The organism is Halomonas sp. 72 (genome assembly GCF_052379785.1).
Lineage (GTDB): Bacteria > Pseudomonadota > Gammaproteobacteria > Pseudomonadales > Halomonadaceae > Vreelandella > Vreelandella citrativorans.
Map to the genome: position 1 here is coordinate 17,789 of NZ_JBQSYY010000010.1, position 16,671 is coordinate 34,459.

General features: G+C 55.0%; 18 protein-coding genes and 1 riboswitch. Of the genes, 5 read left to right on the forward strand and 13 right to left on the reverse strand.

Features of this window, described 5'->3' with window-relative positions; all coding sequences use genetic code 11:
- Positions 1-195: 195 nt before the first annotated feature.
- Positions 196-1,383, forward strand: a complete 1,188-nt coding sequence (locus ACT3T6_RS10665; protein ID WP_193054225.1) for an amidohydrolase — start codon at positions 196-198, stop codon at positions 1,381-1,383.
- Positions 1,384-1,496: 113 nt separating this feature from the next.
- Here the strand turns inward: ACT3T6_RS10665 and ACT3T6_RS10670 are convergent, their stop codons facing one another.
- From ACT3T6_RS10670 to pdxR, 5 genes are all read right to left on the reverse strand, one after another.
- Positions 1,497-1,901, reverse strand: coding sequence for a VOC family protein (locus ACT3T6_RS10670; RefSeq protein ID WP_193054226.1), 405 nt, complete (start codon positions 1,899-1,901; stop codon positions 1,497-1,499).
- Between the two features lie 38 nt (positions 1,902-1,939).
- Positions 1,940-2,632 (reverse strand): uracil-DNA glycosylase family protein, encoded by a 693-nt coding sequence (locus ACT3T6_RS10675; protein ID WP_193054227.1) that lies wholly within the window; start codon positions 2,630-2,632, stop codon positions 1,940-1,942.
- Between the two features lie 31 nt (positions 2,633-2,663).
- Positions 2,664-3,389 carry a phosphatidylcholine synthase gene (gene pcsA, locus ACT3T6_RS10680; protein ID WP_287076878.1) on the reverse strand — a complete coding sequence of 242 codons (726 nt, stop codon included), beginning with the start codon at positions 3,387-3,389 and terminating at the stop codon, positions 2,664-2,666.
- Between the two features lie 181 nt (positions 3,390-3,570).
- Positions 3,571-4,179, reverse strand: a complete 609-nt coding sequence (locus tag ACT3T6_RS10685; protein ID WP_193054228.1) for a DNA-3-methyladenine glycosylase I — start codon at positions 4,177-4,179, stop codon at positions 3,571-3,573.
- A gap of 36 nt (positions 4,180-4,215) precedes the next feature.
- Complete coding sequence (pdxR, locus tag ACT3T6_RS10690; protein WP_193054229.1) at positions 4,216-5,694, reverse strand: MocR-like pyridoxine biosynthesis transcription factor PdxR; 1,479 nt, start codon at positions 5,692-5,694, stop codon at positions 4,216-4,218.
- 93 nt (positions 5,695-5,787) lie between these two features.
- On the opposite strand from pdxR, the gene ACT3T6_RS10695 reads away from it, so the two are divergent.
- Positions 5,788-6,243 (forward strand): GNAT family N-acetyltransferase, encoded by a 456-nt coding sequence (locus tag ACT3T6_RS10695; RefSeq protein WP_193054230.1) that lies wholly within the window; start codon positions 5,788-5,790, stop codon positions 6,241-6,243.
- A 79-nt stretch (positions 6,244-6,322) separates the two neighbouring features.
- Here the strand turns inward: ACT3T6_RS10695 and ACT3T6_RS10700 are convergent, their stop codons facing one another.
- From ACT3T6_RS10700 to ACT3T6_RS10715, 4 genes are all read right to left on the reverse strand, one after another.
- The gene (locus ACT3T6_RS10700; RefSeq protein WP_087110995.1) at positions 6,323-6,820 is read right to left on the reverse strand and encodes a 6,7-dimethyl-8-ribityllumazine synthase; all 498 of its coding nucleotides are present in this window, start codon (positions 6,818-6,820) and stop codon (positions 6,323-6,325) included.
- Positions 6,821-6,929: 109 nt separating this feature from the next.
- Positions 6,930-7,095: riboswitch (FMN riboswitch) on the reverse strand.
- A gap of 79 nt (positions 7,096-7,174) precedes the next feature.
- Positions 7,175-7,321 (reverse strand): hypothetical protein, encoded by a 147-nt coding sequence (locus ACT3T6_RS10705; protein WP_193054231.1) that lies wholly within the window; start codon positions 7,319-7,321, stop codon positions 7,175-7,177.
- A 109-nt stretch (positions 7,322-7,430) separates the two neighbouring features.
- Positions 7,431-8,279 carry an ABC transporter substrate-binding protein gene (locus ACT3T6_RS10710; RefSeq protein WP_193054232.1) on the reverse strand — a complete coding sequence of 283 codons (849 nt, stop codon included), beginning with the start codon at positions 8,277-8,279 and terminating at the stop codon, positions 7,431-7,433.
- A 222-nt stretch (positions 8,280-8,501) separates the two neighbouring features.
- Positions 8,502-8,690: a YqaE/Pmp3 family membrane protein gene (locus ACT3T6_RS10715; RefSeq protein WP_172117904.1), complete on the reverse strand. Its 189-nt coding sequence runs from the start codon at positions 8,688-8,690 to the stop codon at positions 8,502-8,504.
- Positions 8,691-8,733: 43 nt separating this feature from the next.
- On the opposite strand from ACT3T6_RS10715, the gene ACT3T6_RS10720 reads away from it, so the two are divergent.
- Positions 8,734-8,868, forward strand: coding sequence for a hypothetical protein (locus ACT3T6_RS10720; RefSeq protein WP_264298660.1), 135 nt, complete (start codon positions 8,734-8,736; stop codon positions 8,866-8,868).
- A gap of 268 nt (positions 8,869-9,136) precedes the next feature.
- Positions 9,137-12,229 (forward strand): bifunctional diguanylate cyclase/phosphodiesterase, encoded by a 3,093-nt coding sequence (locus tag ACT3T6_RS10725; protein WP_193054233.1) that lies wholly within the window; start codon positions 9,137-9,139, stop codon positions 12,227-12,229.
- Positions 12,230-12,231: 2 nt separating this feature from the next.
- On the opposite strand, the gene ACT3T6_RS10730 is transcribed toward ACT3T6_RS10725, so the two are convergent.
- Genes ACT3T6_RS10730 through mobA form a run of 4 tightly spaced genes read right to left on the reverse strand, consistent with a single transcriptional unit; the run spans position 12,232 to position 16,102 of the window.
- Entirely contained in the window at positions 12,232-13,263 is a 1,032-nt protein-coding gene (locus tag ACT3T6_RS10730; RefSeq protein WP_193054234.1) for a CobW family GTP-binding protein, read from the reverse strand.
- A 3-nt stretch (positions 13,264-13,266) separates the two neighbouring features.
- Entirely contained in the window at positions 13,267-14,259 is a 993-nt protein-coding gene (gene moaA / locus ACT3T6_RS10735; RefSeq protein ID WP_172117907.1) for a GTP 3',8-cyclase MoaA, read from the reverse strand.
- On the reverse strand, positions 14,256-15,503 hold the full coding sequence (moeA, locus tag ACT3T6_RS10740) for a molybdopterin molybdotransferase MoeA (RefSeq protein WP_193054305.1): 1,248 nt from the start codon (positions 15,501-15,503) through the stop codon (positions 14,256-14,258). Before moeA ends, moaA begins: the two co-directional genes overlap by 4 nt.
- Positions 15,500-16,102 (reverse strand): molybdenum cofactor guanylyltransferase MobA, encoded by a 603-nt coding sequence (mobA, locus tag ACT3T6_RS10745; RefSeq protein WP_193054235.1) that lies wholly within the window; start codon positions 16,100-16,102, stop codon positions 15,500-15,502. Before mobA ends, moeA begins: the two co-directional genes overlap by 4 nt.
- A gap of 242 nt (positions 16,103-16,344) precedes the next feature.
- Here mobA and ACT3T6_RS10750 point away from each other — a divergent pair, with 242 nt between their 5' ends.
- Complete coding sequence (locus tag ACT3T6_RS10750; RefSeq protein ID WP_172117909.1) at positions 16,345-16,671, forward strand: DUF1244 domain-containing protein; 327 nt, start codon at positions 16,345-16,347, stop codon at positions 16,669-16,671.

Here is a 16,671-nt window from a genome sequence, read left to right on the forward strand (position 1 = left end):
GCAGTCTGACCTTTATCGTAATTGGGCTGGGGGGCGGCGAAAAATGCCTAGCCACTTGGCATTTTATCGATTGGATCGTTGATTTACCTCTTCGAGGAAAATGGCACTGTCCTGATTCTATCGGAGGCACGAGCAGTTCCTCCTGAGCAGAGCTTAGTCGTATGACTCCAAAACCAGAATTGGAAACACACTGATATGAATGAATGCATTTACGCCAACGCTTTGACCCCGGATGGCAATAAAAGTGATCTTGCCACGCGCGATGGATGTTTCGTTCCTATCGATACTGTCTCAACCGACGCCAAAAAAATCGATCTTGATGGACTGACTGTCCTTCCCGTTTTTGTGGAGGGCCATATTCATCTCGATAAGAGCTTTGTTGGCGACGGTTGGTTTCCTCATCGTCCGGTTGGCTCCCTTCGTGAGCGGCTTGACGTTGAAAAGCGCCTTCTATCCAGCGCATTGCCGGTTGTTGAACGCGCCGAGGCACTGCTCGCGCAGGCTCACTCTTTTGGCACGGTGGCAATGCGCAGTCACGTTGACATCGACCCAGTGCTCGGACTCGATAATCTGAATGCCGTCGTTGCTGCCTGCGAGATGTGGAAGGGCCGGGTCGACGTAGAACTCGTTGCTTTTCCGCAGGCTGGCATTGTGTCTAGTCCCGGTACAGCGGATCTGCTCGATGCCGCCATGCGTGAAGGCGCGACAGTGGTAGGCGGGCTTGATCCTACCGAGTTTGACGGTGATGCAGATGCGCATCTTGATGTGGTGTTTGGCACGGCCGAGCGCCACAGTGCGAAAATCGACATCCACTTGCATGAGCACGGCGCAGGCGGTATCAAGCAGATTGAGCGTATTGCCGCACGAGCGGCAGCAGCCGGTATGTCGGGCCTCGTTACCATTAGCCATGCTTACGCACTTGGCGATGTGAGCCGTGATGAGGCACGTCGTGTGTCGGCGATCCTCGCCGAAGCGGGCGTTTCTATACTAACCAATGCGCCGGGAGATCATCCGTTCCCACCGATCGACGTACTACGCGCGGAAGGCGTTCATGTATTCGCGGGCAATGACAATATTCGCGATGCGTGGTGGCCTTACGGCAATGGTGATTTGCTTGAACGCGCGATGCTGATCGGCTACCGCTCCGGTCTTTATACCGACGAACAACTGGGTGTCGCTCTTGACATGATCACGGTGGACTCCGCAAGGGCGATTGGTCGTACGCTACCGGGATTCGCGATCGGTGACGAGGCGAGTTTCGTGATTGTGGACGCACTCAATGCTGCAGCCGCTGTAGCATCACCGCCCTCGGAGCGACTGCTGGTCCAACACGGCAAAATTGTTCAACCAACTCGCCCGTCGATTCGCTCGCGATTGCTTTGAAATGGCACACGAGTTTGCCCGTGCGAAAACTCAAGATAAGAGGGACAATAATGTTGAATTTATCTTTTATCCATTCCCCGCAGGCGCGGGGGATGAACCTCTGGGCTAGTAACTCACGTCAGATCCATAAAGGGGTTGTAGGCGACTTCCCAGTAGTGGTCTTCCGGGTCGCGAAAATAACCGGAGTAACCGCCCCAGAACACTTCTTCTGCTGGTTTGATCAGCTCGGCGCCTGCGGCAACCGCTTGTTTGAGCACTTGGTCAACGGCCTCTTGGCTGGCGACGTTGTGGGCTAGCGTGATACCGCTGAAACCACCTTTTGAGTCGTCGGCAATGCCGATATCCTTAGCCAATGCCGTTCTGGGAAACAGCGATAGCCAGGCGCCTTCCACCTTGAAAAAGGCCACCTCGTCACTGTCTGTCTCATGTTCTGGCAGTCCCAGACCGTCCCGATAGAACTGGATGGCGCGCTTTAGGTCATGCACGCCGAGGGTAATTAGACTGATCTTGGGTTTCATAGCGGTGCCCTTTAGATGTTGTTTTAAATTGGCCGCTGTCACAGGGTGAGGTTGTCTTGGCGCACGTCCAGCTGTTCCAGACGCTGTTTCAATAACCCTGGAAAGCGCGCATACCAGGTTTGATTGAGCGGCGAGGGGTGCGGCAGCGGATAAAGCTTAAAGGTTTGCTCTTTTCCATGATCACCCTCTAACGTCACCTCAATGCTACTTTCAAAGCGGTCCTCTTGCTTCCAGAAGGCTTCCAGGCGCGCACGCTCCTCTTTTGAGCGGCCGATACCGAACCACAGGAACGCTTCTCGGCCCAGCGTAATCAGCGTTCGTCCTTCCCAGCGCGATATCAGCACTTCGTTCATTAAACCGTGAAAGTGACGCTTAACCTTCATCGACCACGCCTTGTTGCCTACGGGCTTGTAGGGCACGGTATTGATCCAGAAAAAGTGCTCGCCCACGGCTTTTGATGCCTCAAAATCCGGCATCGTCTCGCCGTAGAGCTGCTCATAAAGCGCTTTTCTGACCAACTGACCACCGGCACCGATAAACGGCTCGCCGTGACGCACCTCGTCGCGACCTGGGTCGCGGCCAAAAAAGCCGATGCGTAGGTTCGGCTTGCCAAGGCCGATGATCGGCGCCAATGGATCGCGCTCAAAGCGTTTGTAGACCTCGACATCAATCCCTTCTATGTCTGCCGCCAGGGCTCTGAATTTCTTCTCCTGAGTCGGCGTTAGCGACATCGTGCTACCTCCTTGTTAACCAATGTCGGGTTCAGACGAACCACTCCTGGGCTGTCCGCCATAAGCACATGCCAAAAAAGTAGACCGAGGCGACGCCCCATCCCCATAGTGCCCAAACAGCATGCTCAGTGCTTGGGAGAATAAGAAGCGTTGCACAAAGGCACCACAACAACGTAACGGCGATATTAAGCGGCATAAATTTGCGCACCCGGAAGGGGTGCAGGAACTTCATGCGAGTAACGGTGAGAATGGCCAGGACGATGATGGCGGCAAAGGTAAGCCAAGGCGGGAAGTCGAGAATGTAGAAATAGGCCGCAGCGATATTCCAGGCGGCCGGAAAGCCAACAAAGTAGTTATCCTGGCTTTTCATATTGGTGTTGCAGAAACAGAACATCGACGAGAGCAGGATAATAAACACCGCCAGCAGTGAAAAACCGGTCGGCAAATCGATAAAGTAGTAGATAAACAGGGCGGGAATAAACGCCCAGGTAAGATAATCAATGACCATATCCAGTGTTGAGCCATCGAAGTGCGGCAGGATGGTTTTCACTTCATACTTGCGCGCCAACGTGCCGTCGAAGCCATCTACCATCATCGCCGCTCCCAGCCAGAGCAGACAAGCCACCGGATTGTCGTCGATCAAAGCGAATAGCGCCATGACGCCCAGTAGTACGCCGCTAGCGGTGAGAGCATGTACGCTCCATGCTTTGCATCGCGATGCGTGAGAGTCTGCTTGCGAAGAGAGCGGTTGAGCCACATTAAACCCCGTTGAGAACGTTATGTTCTGCTGCTGTTTGGTGTATAGATAAGCGTGTCAGTCGATACACTACTACAAGAAGGCGTACCGAGAATACGCAGGCCGTTGAACTGCTCTAAGCATGGCCGTTTCTGACGCCGTCCGCCAGGCGATTGTTGGCGTCCTAATGTATGTAGAAGCCCTAAACGGGCCGCTGAAACTGCAAGCGTGCCTGCTCTACGCGTTCACGTGTTACGCAGGTCAGCGAATGGTCATTGAGCAGCCCCATCGCCTGCATCAACGCAAAGGCCGTAGTGGGGCCTATAAATTTCCAGCCGCGTTTCTTCAGCGCTTTGGAGAGCGCGATGGATTCAGGCGAGACGGTCTGGGTTTGCGGCGCTTTTAACGCATCGTGCGCTGGCTCGAAGCGCCAGAAGAACGCCGCCAGCGAACCTTCCTGTACGACTAATTCCTGTGCCCGTTGCGCGTTATTGATCGCTGCCTCAATTTTCCCACGATGGCGGATAATGCCCGCGTCTTGCAGTAATCGCTGCACATCACGCTCATCAAAACGCGCGACCGGATGAAAATCGAAGTGATGAAAGGCCGCACGAAAGTTCTCGCGCTTGTTGAGAATCGTCCGCCAGCTCAAGCCGGACTGAAAGCTCTCTAGGCAGAGCTTTTCAAACAGGCGCTGATCGTTATCAACCGGAAAGCCCCACTCGTTATCGTGGTAGGGCAGAAACTCCGGTGCACCGCCGCACCAGTAGCAGCGGGCGTGCCCATCGGGGGCGATAAATTCGTTCGCCATAGTGATTCCCTGTTTTAGTTATAAAAATGTCAGAATTTATAACGATGTTAGATTTAGCCATGCGTGGCTGAGCCAGCGGCCCGCACGTAGTAGCTCATCCTCCGTCGCGCCCGCATAGCCCAACACAAGCCCTGCACGCTGAGGTTGCCCTAGATAGTACCGGGAGAGTGGGGAGAGCGTAATGTGTGCCTGTTGGGCCAGTTCAACCAGGCGCGCTTCCTGATTTAAAGTATCCAACTCGGCGACCAGATGCATCCCCGCATGGCCTGAGGAGAGCTTTAAACCGGCGTTAATAGCAGGGGCCAGTGCACGGCGCAGGCAGGCCTGGCGCTGACGATAGCCCATGCGCATTCGGGCGATATGGCGTGAAAAGTCACCTTTGGCAATGAACTCAGCAAGCGCCGACTGAATGGGATAGTTGCCTTCGCGGTGCAGGCGAGCGTGAGCCAACCGGAACGTATCGGCCAACGCCTCGGGCAGCACGATATAACCCAGCCTAAGCCCTGGGTAGAGCACCTTGCTGAACGTGCCGATATAGATGACCGATGCCTGTTCCGATAAACCTTGAAGCGACGGCGTGGGCGGCGTGTCGTAGCGAAACTCGCTGTCGTAGTCATCCTCAATGACCCAAGCGCCGTGCCTGGCGGCGTGTTCGAGTAAGGCCAAGCGTCGTGGAACCGGCATGGTAACGCCGCTCGGGTATTGGTGGGAGGGCGTCACGTAGATCAACCGCGGCGAAGGCGTATTAGCTGGGCAAAGCAACGGATTTAGTCCCTCTTCATCCACCGGGACAGGGATAATGTTCAGTCCCGCTGCCAAAAAGCAGGTTTGCGCGCCGCCGTAGCCGGGTTCTTCCATCCACACTGTGTCGCCGCTATCGGTCAGCAGCTGGGCCACCAGCTCGAACGCCTGCTGCGCGCCTTGCGTGATCACAATCTGCTCAGGGCGACAGCGCACTGCGCGGGAAAGCGTCAGGTAATCACCCAATGCCTCTTTCAGCGCGGGCAAGCCGCCATGCGTTTGATAGGAAAGCCATGCCGTATCGGCCTGGCGATAGTGGCGCCTTAAAAGGCGCTGCCACTGAGCGTGGGGGAACAGATCCAGCCCCGGCACCCCCGGCGCAAACGCCTGATAGTGTTGGCTTAGCGTACCGCAGCGGTCAATCAGCGCCTGCCCGCGTGTTGAGTAGCTAAACGCCGTTTCCAAAAGTGGCTTGGGATGAGTCGGTAGCGTAGGCAAGTTGGCCACATGCATGCCCGCGCCCCGCCGAGAAACCACCAGCCCCTCGGCTAGCAGGCGGTCCATTGCTGCTAATACGGTATTACGGCTGATACCCAAGCCGCGCGCCAGGTGCCGTGAAGAGGGCAAATGGCTCCCGGCGGCCAGTTCGCCGTGTTGAATCCAACGGCGCAACGCGCTGTAAAGCTGATGTACCAGCGTGGTGGTTCCTTGGGTGCCAATCTGTAGTGCCAAGGCATCAATAAGCCATTCACTCGACGGCGTTCGCTGCTTCACTGGTTCCCTCGCTATTTAATAAACTGGTTCTTCACCCGGAGCCACTATAACGAGAGACTTGCCTATTCCCACCTCTTTTTAAGGAGCACTACTGTGAATAATGTTCGGGCTGCCGTACTTGATGACTTGGACGCACTTAGCGTGCTGCTGGATGACTATCGCCAGTTTTATCAGCAACAAAGCGACCTAAAGGGCGCGCGCTACTTTTTAAACCAGCGCTTTGGGTTGGGCGACTCGTTCATTCTGGTGAGTGAAGAGGCGCAGGGAACAATCAGCGGTTTTGTGCAGCTTTTTCCCGGCTTATCGACGGTAGGCATGAATGCACGATGGACGTTGAACGACCTTTACGTGCTGCCTGAATACCGCAGCCAAGGCGTAGGCCGGGCGCTAATGAGCGCCGCCGCCGATTTGGCCCAAGACCACGGTGTCGCAAGGCTGGTATTGATGACGCAGGTGGAGAACAAGCGCGCGCAGCACCTGTATGAAACGCTTGGCTGGCAGCGCAACACGGCGTTTTATAGCTATCTGCTGGATGTGAATGAGGCGTGAGTAGAGCAGGAGAATCAAGCAGAGAATCATGTTCGCTGATGGGGCTCTTGGCCCGGCATTCGCCGGGCCAGGATAGTGCTCACGCGTCGCTAAGTTTGCGTGCGCGGTGCAGATTTTCCATGGTGTTCAGGCACGCACTAGCGGCTTCCTTACCTTTGGCCAGGAAGTGCTGGAAATAAAAGTCGTGATGGGTGCTGTGCTCATGGAAATGGTGCGGCGTGAGCACCACCGAAATGACCGGCACTTGGGTGTCGAGCTGGACGCGCATCATGCCGTCGATGACCGCGTGGGCGACGAAGTCGTGGCGATAGATGCCGCCATCTACCACGAAGCCAGCACCGACAATCGCGCCATAGCGGCCGCTTTCGGCCAGTACCTTGGCTTGCAGCGGAATTTCATAGGCGCCTGAAACGGTAAACGTATCCACCTGGTCAGCAGATAAGCCGTTGCGCTCCACTTCCTCAATAAATGCCTGGTAGGCCTGGCCGACGATATCGTTGTGCCAATGGCCCTGGATAAACGCAATGCGCTGGGACGTGGTATGTGAGGAGAGTGTTAAAGGAAAGGTCTGATTCATGGTCATTCTCTTGGATAAGTGGTACCAGAATCAGGGCATTCGGCATCCGCCATAGGCATAACGTACGCCTCCAGGGGGCTTTCACCGTGGAATAACGCCGTTGAATGGATGCCGTTCTCTTTCATCCGGACTATCACCGTCGGCTTCGGTTTCTCACCGAATCTGCTGACCTCTCACGGGCAGACCAGTGAGAGCGCTCGCGGGCTTAGGCCGCTTTCGTTAGGAAAGGTACCATCACCGCCGGTGGGGACTTTCACCCCGCCCTGAGAACATTGCTGCATAGCAGCCTACCTATCTTACGCCGATTGTGAATGCGCAGCTAGAGGCCAAGTAAAACCTTATCGAGCGCGCTGCTTAATCGACCCAGTCGGCATTTACCAGTTCGGTAAGCCGTTTGGGACAGGCACTATTGGAGGCGCCTGCGGCGGGCAGTGCTTCGTTATACGCCAAAAGCGACTCATCACAATAAATGGGCACGTTGGTCGCCAAACCAACGGACATACGCCGCCCGGGTGACTGGTGCGCTCCATTGTATACGTTAAGCATTGATACCTAATGAAAAGCCCCTGGTCTAGCGACACGGAGGCTTGGTCATGCACGTGGTAGACGCTTATAGCGCTTCAACTACCTCATCAACTTGCAGTTTCAGGCTCTGCAGGCCGCCGCCGGATAAGTACCAAAGGGCCGGGGTCAGTACGACCAGGCGTGTATCCGGTGTGCCCGCATCTGCTAGCGCTTGCGTTAACGCATCGGAATCAGCGGCCTCGTTACCAATGGCGGCGCTGCGGTCAACCACCAGCAATACGTCGGGTTGGATCTCACCGATGGCATCCATCGTCAGCGGCGTAAAGGTGCGGCTACCGCGCGTTATGCTGGTAACACTATCCGGCATTTCTAATGTGTTGATACCCAGTACGTCATGGACGACCGGATGGGTGTTCAACCCCAGGTTGCCGTCATTAGAGGTAACCACCAGTACGCGCAACGATTCATCCAGCGCTTGACGGTGGTTTTCAATATCGGCATGCAGCTCTTTTAGTGCTTCTTCAGCGCGCTCTTCAACACCGGCATGGCTGGCAAGCTGGCGCACGTTGTCGTCAAAGGCTACCAGGTAATCATCGCCCTGTAGGCTGGTATTGAGCACCGGAGCGATCTCTTCGAACTCAGATTCCCACTCGCCTTGACGGCCGGTGTAAAGGATAAGGCTGGGCTCGCTTGCGGCGACGGCTTCAAGGTCAGGAGAGCGTAAGCCACCAAGGTCGGTATACGCGTCGTCGTTATAGGTTGACAGGTAGTCGGGCAGAATCTGTTTGGGAATCCCCACGATTTGGTCACTAACACCCAGTGCATCCAGCGTATCCAGGCTGCCTAAATCAAAGGTGGCAATACGTTCCTGGGCATGAGCAACAGAGCTAACCGCTGTGACAAGCAGTGTTGTGACGAGAACCTTGGGCTTCATGGGTATTCCTTTTATGAGAAAAAGTTTTATATGAGACTATTTCTCATATTGGCAAAAAAATGATGCGCTGTCGTTACCGTGTTATGGAACAGGACGTTTCACTTTTTCGTTTTGGTGGGACTATTGAGGATTGGCGTTGTCAGAAGGGGAGCGCGTATATGGGCGTCATAAAGCACTATCCCGCCTTGCTGGGCGGGATAGTTAAGGTGCTGGGCAGGAGGACTATCTGCCGGAAGCGTTACGAATCTTTTTATCGGTTTGGTATTGGCTCAGCGCATAGACAGACCAGATCGCCGCGGGCACCCAGCCAATGATAGTAAGCTGGAGTACTAGGCAGATAAGCCCGGCAAACGGACGGCCGATGGTAAAGAACTGAAGCCACGGCAGTAGCAGGGCGAGTAGCAGGCGCATGTCATTCTCTCCTTGATCTAAACAGCGAAAGGTTAAGTAACCGATGGCACATTATTGCAGATTGGCTGATGCTACGCATATCCATTACACCACCGCTGCCAACATTAACCTGCCGCTGATTGAAGCATTTTTCGTGCAAAGCCTGGAAATGCCGTTTTCCCTTGGCGCACAGCGATAATAAAGCCAGGTAATCGTGAGAATAGCAGTGAGAATTAAGCGTAATGTTTTTGTCTGCTGCCTCCATGCGCCAATGAAGAGCATTTTATGTTTGTAATATGATAAATCGCGCTACTAAGGCACGCTAAATGGATGGAATGATTAAATTGTTTGCCGTTATTCTATCTAACGGTTGGCAGGATAAAGGGTAATGCTGACGACGTTTACGTGGTACATCATCACATCAATTTATGCGTTCTCTTCTGTTCTCTGGCCAAGGTCGATGCGCTATGCCTGTTGTAAATATGTTGATGAGAAAGGACCAGAACAAAGAGAGTGAAAAGCATGCCGATGACGCCTTTCGCCGCCAACGTCGCAATGTCTACGCGTTATACGTTGCTGCTTTACTGCTGCTATTCAGTCTATTCGGCTGGTTTTTAAAGGAGCAGCGTGAGCAGGAGATAGCCTCTGCTGAGGCGCAGAGCGATGCGCGTGCCAGCCTGATTGGTGAGTGGGTAGAAAGCATCTTCTCTCAAACGTACCACGTGCTGGTCAGTGTCGCTGACCTTCAGAACATGCCTGATGTGGTCAGCGCCACGCAAATGTTCCGAATGTTAAGCGATCGTCATCGCTATGCCCCCCCGGTCCAACGGGTGGGTCTGTTGGATAGCCAGGGAATCATGATTGCCAGTAGTGGAGATAACCACTATCAGGGAGCGGATTTTAGTCACCAGGATTTTTATAAAGCCTTGAGCGACCCTGACTATCCCATGGAAGACATCGTTACGCCGCTTTACTGGTCCAGCGAGGAACAAACCTACTCTCTGATACACGCGTTACGTCTGACAGATTCAACAGGTGCCTTTGCGGGCATGGCATCAGCACGTGTGGCATCACAAGCATTTGCCGACATGGTTAACCAAATGCAGATTCGCCAGGGTGAAAGCATCGCCCTGGTAGACGCCACGCTTACATTAATCGCCCGCAATCCTGGTGACGAGCGCACGCAAACCGGGGGGCAAGTGGAGGGCGCGACCATACAACGCGTCCTGGACAACGGCCAGACCCCGTGGTCGGACGTGATGTGGTCTTCTCTGGATCAACGTGAGCGAATTTTTTGGGTACAGCGCGTCGAGAACTATCCGATATGGGTGGTCGTTGGTATGGATTTGGACGAGGTGTTAGCGGGGTGGCGTCAGCGCGCCGGGATTACCATCGGTATCTTTATCGCTATTACGTTGTTGGGTGCATGGGGAGTTCGTCATTACCTTAAGCGGATAAGGTTAGCTCAGTTATTACAACATCGCCTTAAAGAGCTTGATCAGGCGCGTACCCAGGCCCAGACAGGAGAAGCTCAGCTCAGAACGCTTATTAACTCTATCCAGGACTTGATCATCGTTTTCGACCAAAACAATCAAATAACCTATACGCATGCCCTGGATGAAGGAATGTTGCTGAAAGGCAACGATAGTCTGTTAGGGAAACATTATAACGAGGTAATGCCCGCTGGTTTATCCAAACGTTTTGATACTGTCTTTGAGCAGGTAAGGCAACATCGCCAAGCGGTTACGCTTGAGTATCAGTTGAGGGTGCCCAGGGGAGAACACTTTTTTCAGGCCGTAGTAAGCCCCTTGGTGCATCCTGATGGCCGCTTTTCCGGCACGTTGCTGGTCGCGCGCGATATTACCGAAGCCAAACAGAGTGAAGCGGAGCTTAATATCGCGGCCGCCGCTTTTCAGGCACACCTGGGCATCATCATCGCGGATGCCGAAGGGAAAATACTGAAAGCCAATCCCATGTTTACTCAGATTACCGGCTATAGCGAAGCCGAAGTGATTGGCCGTGACGCAAAGATGTTTAATTCGAACCGTCACGACCCTGGTTTCTATCGCCGTTTATGGCGCAGCGTCAAACAGCATGGCCGTTGGGAAGGCGAAGTTTGGAACCAGCGCAAGAACGGCGATATCTTTCCCGAGTGGGTCGTTATTAGCTCAATTCGCAATGCTGACCAGCAGCTAACCCATTACGTGGCCACCGTTGTCGATATTAGCGAGCGCAAAGCCGCTGAACAGGAGATCCACCAACTGGCGTTTTATGATTCGGTGACGGGGCTGGCGAATCGCCGCCTCTTTATGGACCGCTTGGGCGCAGCGCTTAAAGAGGCGCGCCGACATCGCTCTTATGGTGCGCTTCTGCTGATCGATATCGATCATTTCAAACAGGTTAACGATGTGTTTGGGCACTCTATCGGTGACCGTTTGCTGCAGGGTGTTGCGCGTCTGCTTCATCAACAACTGCGGGAAAGCGATACCTTGGCACGTTTTGGCGGTGATGAGTTCGCGATACTCATTCAGTCGCTGGATACCGATGCGGCTAAAGCGGCTCAGTTGGCTGAGCTCATCGCCCATAAGTTGATGGTTGCCATACGCCGCACCAGTTCACTCATTGAGCACTCGGTCAGCGTGACGGCCAGCATCGGTATCACCCTCCTGGACTATTCGACCAACGAGCAAAATGAGTATCTTCAGCAGGCGGATATGGCGCTATTTCAAGCCAAGGCGAGAGGCCGTGACACGCTGTGCTTTTTTGACCCCGATATGCAGGCAACGCTGTTAGCCTCAACGCATCTGGAACGTGACTTGCGGCAGGCACAGGCGCTTGACCAGTGGCAGCTTTATTACCAGCCCCAGGTGGAAGTAAATGGAAAGACGACCGGGGTCGAGGCGCTTTTGCGCTGGCAGCATCCCGAGCGGGGTTTTGTATCACCAGGGGACTTTATACCGCTGTTAGAGAGTACCGGGCTGATTATTGAAGTAGGTGCATGGGTGCTGGAGAAGGCTTGCTACCAGTTGGCGAGCTGGGCACAGCATGACCGGTTCTGCCACTTGACGATGTCGGTAAATATCAGCCCTCTGCAGTTTCACGATGCTGAGTTTATACCGCGTATCACGGCTATCTTTGAACGTACCCAGGCACCGCTTGACCGCTTAAAGCTTGAAGTGACAGAGTCGCTGTTTGTGGATTCCCGCGACAGCGCCCGCGATAAAATGTTGTTCCTAAAAGCGCTGGGCGTTCGTCTCTCACTGGATGATTTTGGGACCGGTTATTCATCCCTTGCCTACCTGGCCCAGCTACCCTTGGACCAACTGAAAATAGACCAGAGTTTTGTGCGCCAGGTGCTGACCAGTAGCGCGAATGCGGCGATTGTCGAGAGTACCATTGCGCTGGCAAAAAGCCTGAACCTGGAGGTGATCGCCGAAGGAGTCGAAACCCAGGCGCAGCAGGCGTGGTTATTCGCCCATGGCTGCCACGCCTATCAAGGTTATCTGTTTGGGCGTCCGGTCACCATCGACGCGTTGGAAGCGGAGCTTGATGTTTCTTGATATCAGCCGTTTTGATGAAATGGCGCGGGGGAGAGCATTGACGCAAGTGCCGTGGTATCTGGCACCGTACTCGCCAGCGCTTCAGGGATAATGATTTCCAGCCGCGAGTCCTGCCGCCAGGCGCTACTGTCTACGTTTAGCGCACCGTCAGCGCGGTTAAGCTGCTGCCAGCCGCTGGTCGTATGAAACACGCCTTTAATACGGGCATCACGGGGTAATTCACCTAAACATTGCGCCAGGCTGTCCAGGTCAAAGTGCTCGTCAGGGTGCCAGCGCAATCCCAAGCTCACGTAGCCCAGCGCCACACCGGTTTCCTGCTGTGGTGCGCCTTTGGCTGGCGGAAAGTCAAAAAATCCGCCCTCCAAACCAGGGGGCGCGGTTAATGTGCGGTGTGCTTCCGGAACGGCCAAGTCGTGGGCAGGACTTTGGCCACTGTGCGTTAATCGTTCAAGTGGCAGTTCGCCATTGGTAACCGGCTCGACCCATTTACGCGGCGGCCATAAGGCATTGGCAAACTGCAGCGCTGCCTGCTGCTGTTGATCGGTGGCCTGGTCCCATAAGGTGATGGCTACCGCATCGGCGATCGCCAACTGGTCCTGAAACGTTTCATGATTGAGCGCACGCGGGTCATCCAGGCGGCGTGGGTCCAGCGTGGCAATAATATCGCGCACATCAACGACATCGTGAAAGGCCCCGCCGCGCAGCAGGTCCAGCAAACCGGCGGGGTGGCCAAGTCCAGAGGGTTCAATAATCACGCGGTCTGGCTTACTGCGTGCCAGCAGGTTAACAAGCGCTGCCTGCATAACAAAGGCGAGCTGGCAGCACAAACAGCCGCCAGGCAAGCCTTTAATAACGATATCGTCACGTTGCTCAAACATCGCCTGATCGATACCAATTTGACCGAACTCATTCACTAAAATGGCCCACGTTTCATGCGCAGGCTTTTGTTCAATCAGACGGTGAATGAGGGTGGTTTTACCACTTCCCAAAAAGCCGGTGATGATATGAACCGGCACTTTTGCCAACGCTGCCACGAGCTAACCCCCTGTCATATTCATAAAGCGAACAACCTGAATATCGCCGTCGGTGGTAAAATGGTGCCGCTCGGGTTTGAGTGGTAGCGCATTCACAATCGCCTCTTTAAGGCGCGGCATATCACCGGGATAGCGGCGCAGCACGGCGCGCAAGTCGACCGAGTGTTCGTTACCCAAACAGAGCAATAAACGGCCTTCTACCGTGACCCGCACGCGATTACAGGTGTCGCAAAAGTTGTGGCTGTGCGGCGATATAAAGCCAACTCGGCTGTCACTGTCGGCCATCTTAAAGTAGCGCGACGGGCCTGGTGTGGTTTCGGTGGTCGGGGTTAGCGTATAGCGCTTTTCAATCAGGGCCTGTACATCATCGCTTGAGTAGAAGGTTTCTGCGCGTGAGTGGTCGGACACATCGCCCAGCGGCATCTCTTCAATAAAGCTGATATCCAGCCCTTCGTCACGTGCAAAGTCGACAAGGTCCAGTACCTCATCATCATTACGACCTTTTAAAATAACCGCATTTAACTTGATGCGGGTAAATCCGGCCTCTTTTGCCGCATGGATGCCGTCAATAACGCGTGTTAAATCGCCGGTGCGGGTGAGCTTTTTAAAGCGCTCCGGGTCCAGTGAATCCAGGCTGATATTGAGACGGCGCAGGCCACCTGCGTAAAGCCTTTGGGCATGTTTACGCAGGCTGGCGCCATTGGTGGTCATGGTGAAGTCGCTCAGCCCGGGCAACTGGCCAATGTCATCGACCAGCTGTTCTATGTCCCGGCGCACCAGGGGCTCACCACCGGTCAGGCGAATTTTTTCAACACCCAGTTCGGTAAAGGCCTGGGCGACCATGCTGATCTCTTCAAGGGTGAGCACTTGGGCACGCGGAAGAAACGTCATTTCCTCGCTCATGCAGTACACACAGCGAAAGTCACAGCGGTCGGTCACCGAGATGCGGACGTAGCTAACTCGGCGACCAAAGTCATCAATTAGTTGCTTAGTCATGGCCATCTCACCAGTGGTTGAATGCAGACTATCTCGCCAGCTTGTGCACCGTCCTGGTCCTCGGGTAGTTCGATCAGACAGTTAGCCGCGACCATCGAACTTAACATGCCGGACCCTTGAGCACCGGTCGTGCGTACGTGGAGCACACCTTGCGTATCGCTATGGTAAATGCCACGCAAAAAATCAGTACGCTGGTAGCGGCTGTTAAGCACTTCATCTGCGACAGCGTAAAGCCTGGGTGGCGGAGTCATGGCGAATGCCTGCAAGTGATGGAGCAACGGCACGACAAACTGTGAAAAGGTTACCATGACAGCGACAGGGTTGCCGGGCAAGCCCACAAAGGGAGTACGCGACTCTCCCAGCCAGCCGCAGGCCAGTGGCCGCCCTGGGCGTAACGCAACGCGCCAGAACGTTAGTTGGCCCAGTTGTTCAAGGGCAGGCCGTGTAAAGTCGGCTTGCCCCGCCGATACACCGCCACTGGTGAGCACCAGGTCGCTCACTTGGGCGGCGTGGGATAACGCCTTGCGTATCACCTGCTGATCATCGGGAAGAATCCCCAGATCAATCACCTCAGCGCCCTGTTCGGTTAATAAACCCATCAAGGTAAACCGGTTGGCATCATAAATGCGGGCATTCTCCAGCGGCTCGCCAGGCGCTGTCACTTCATCGCCGGTGGAAAACAGCGCCACCGTCGGTGGCCGGACCACGCAAACCTGTGCCACGCCGAGCGATGCCAGTAGCCCCATACTAGCGGCATCCAAACGCGTTCCTTTTGGAAGCGCCAGGTTGCCCTTGAGAATATCTTCCCCGGCCAGGCGTACGTTCTGGCCACGCTTAACGCGCTCAGGGTTTGCGATGTGTAGGTGCTCGCCGTGCGTTGTTAACTGCTCCTGCATAATAACCGTATCGGTGCCCTCTGGTAGCGGGGCACCCGTGGTAATCCGCACGCAAGCGCCAGGCGGCACGGCGCCCTGAAAACCATGCCCTGCCAAAGAGTGACCGATAAGCAGCCATTGGGATGGCTGTGTGTCTGGCCAGGCAAGGGCAATACCATCCATCGCGGCGTTGGTACCGGGCGGTACGTTGATCGGCGCCATAATATCGTGCGCCAAGCGGCGGCCATGGGCACGATGCAGGTCAATGACTTCATGGGCAAGCGGTCTTTCGATAAGCGTTGTCAGCGCTTGACGGGCTTCTTCCACGCTTAGCATCTGGTCGCCAAGCTCAAAGCAGGAGAGCGTCATGGTACGTTCCTGGCGGATAGGCATTGCGCTTCCAAGCGGCTTTTCTCTTCGGCGGTATTGAGATTGGCGAAGGCGCCGGGGCAGTCGGACATATCCACACGGCGCATATTATGACGTGAGTACCAGCGCTGAATTTTACGCTCGCCGCTTTTCAGGGCCGCCTGAAGATCATCCGCCAGTGCGGTGCGTATCAGGGCCACCGTAGGATGCAGATGCTGACCATCAAACGCCACGGCGATATCGGCACTTTGTATGCCTGCCAGCATTCGTGCGACCAGGTTGTCCGGGAGAAGCGGCGTATCGCAAGGAACTATCAATAGCCACGGCGTGTTTGCTGCGCGCAGCCCACTATAAATGCCCATTAAAGGGCCTTGGAAGCCTGATTCCGCATCACTGATCACACGCCCAAACAGGCGGTAGGCGTCAAGGTTACGGTTAGCGCTAATCAGCAATTCAGCAACCTGCCCTTCAAGCCTGGCCGCTGTGTGGGCAAACAGAGGTCGCCCAGCAAAGGGCTCCAGCCCCTTATCGCGCCCGCCCATGCGGCGGCCTTCGCCACCTGCGAGCACCATGCCGGTTAATGCGTGGGTCGTGATCATCGGCATGTCTCCTCTGGCCGATCAGCCTTGCCATTTCCAAGTGTAGATCCCTTGTCGCTATGATGGCGGCCAAGGGCCTTGCTTGTCTATGCGCTTGTCTATGCGTTAGATGCTTGATGGTAAGCACTATGACCCATATCAAACAGTGGGTTCGCTTGGCTACGTTATCGGGTGGAACAGCGCCGATAAGCGGTGTCTTTTGGTATGCTGCACGACAGTCACTTTTTATGGGGGAAACGCTAATGTCAGATTTTAACGAGTTTGATCAGGCTACTCGCACTGAGCTTGAGGCTGCTGCCTTTCGGCGTTTGCTGAGCCACCTGGACGATAACAAGGACGTACAGAATATCGACCTGATGATCCTGGCGGACTTTTGCCGTAACTGCCTTTCCAAATGGCTGGTGAGCGCAGCCGAAGAGCGAGGCGAGCGGCTTGATTACGAAGCCGCGCGCGAGTACGTCTACAAAATGCCCTACAGCGAGTGGAAAACGCACTATCAGGGCACTGCAACGCCTGAACAGTTGGCGGCGTTGGACGCTCGTCAAGCCAAGAAAAGCGGTCAGGAGTAG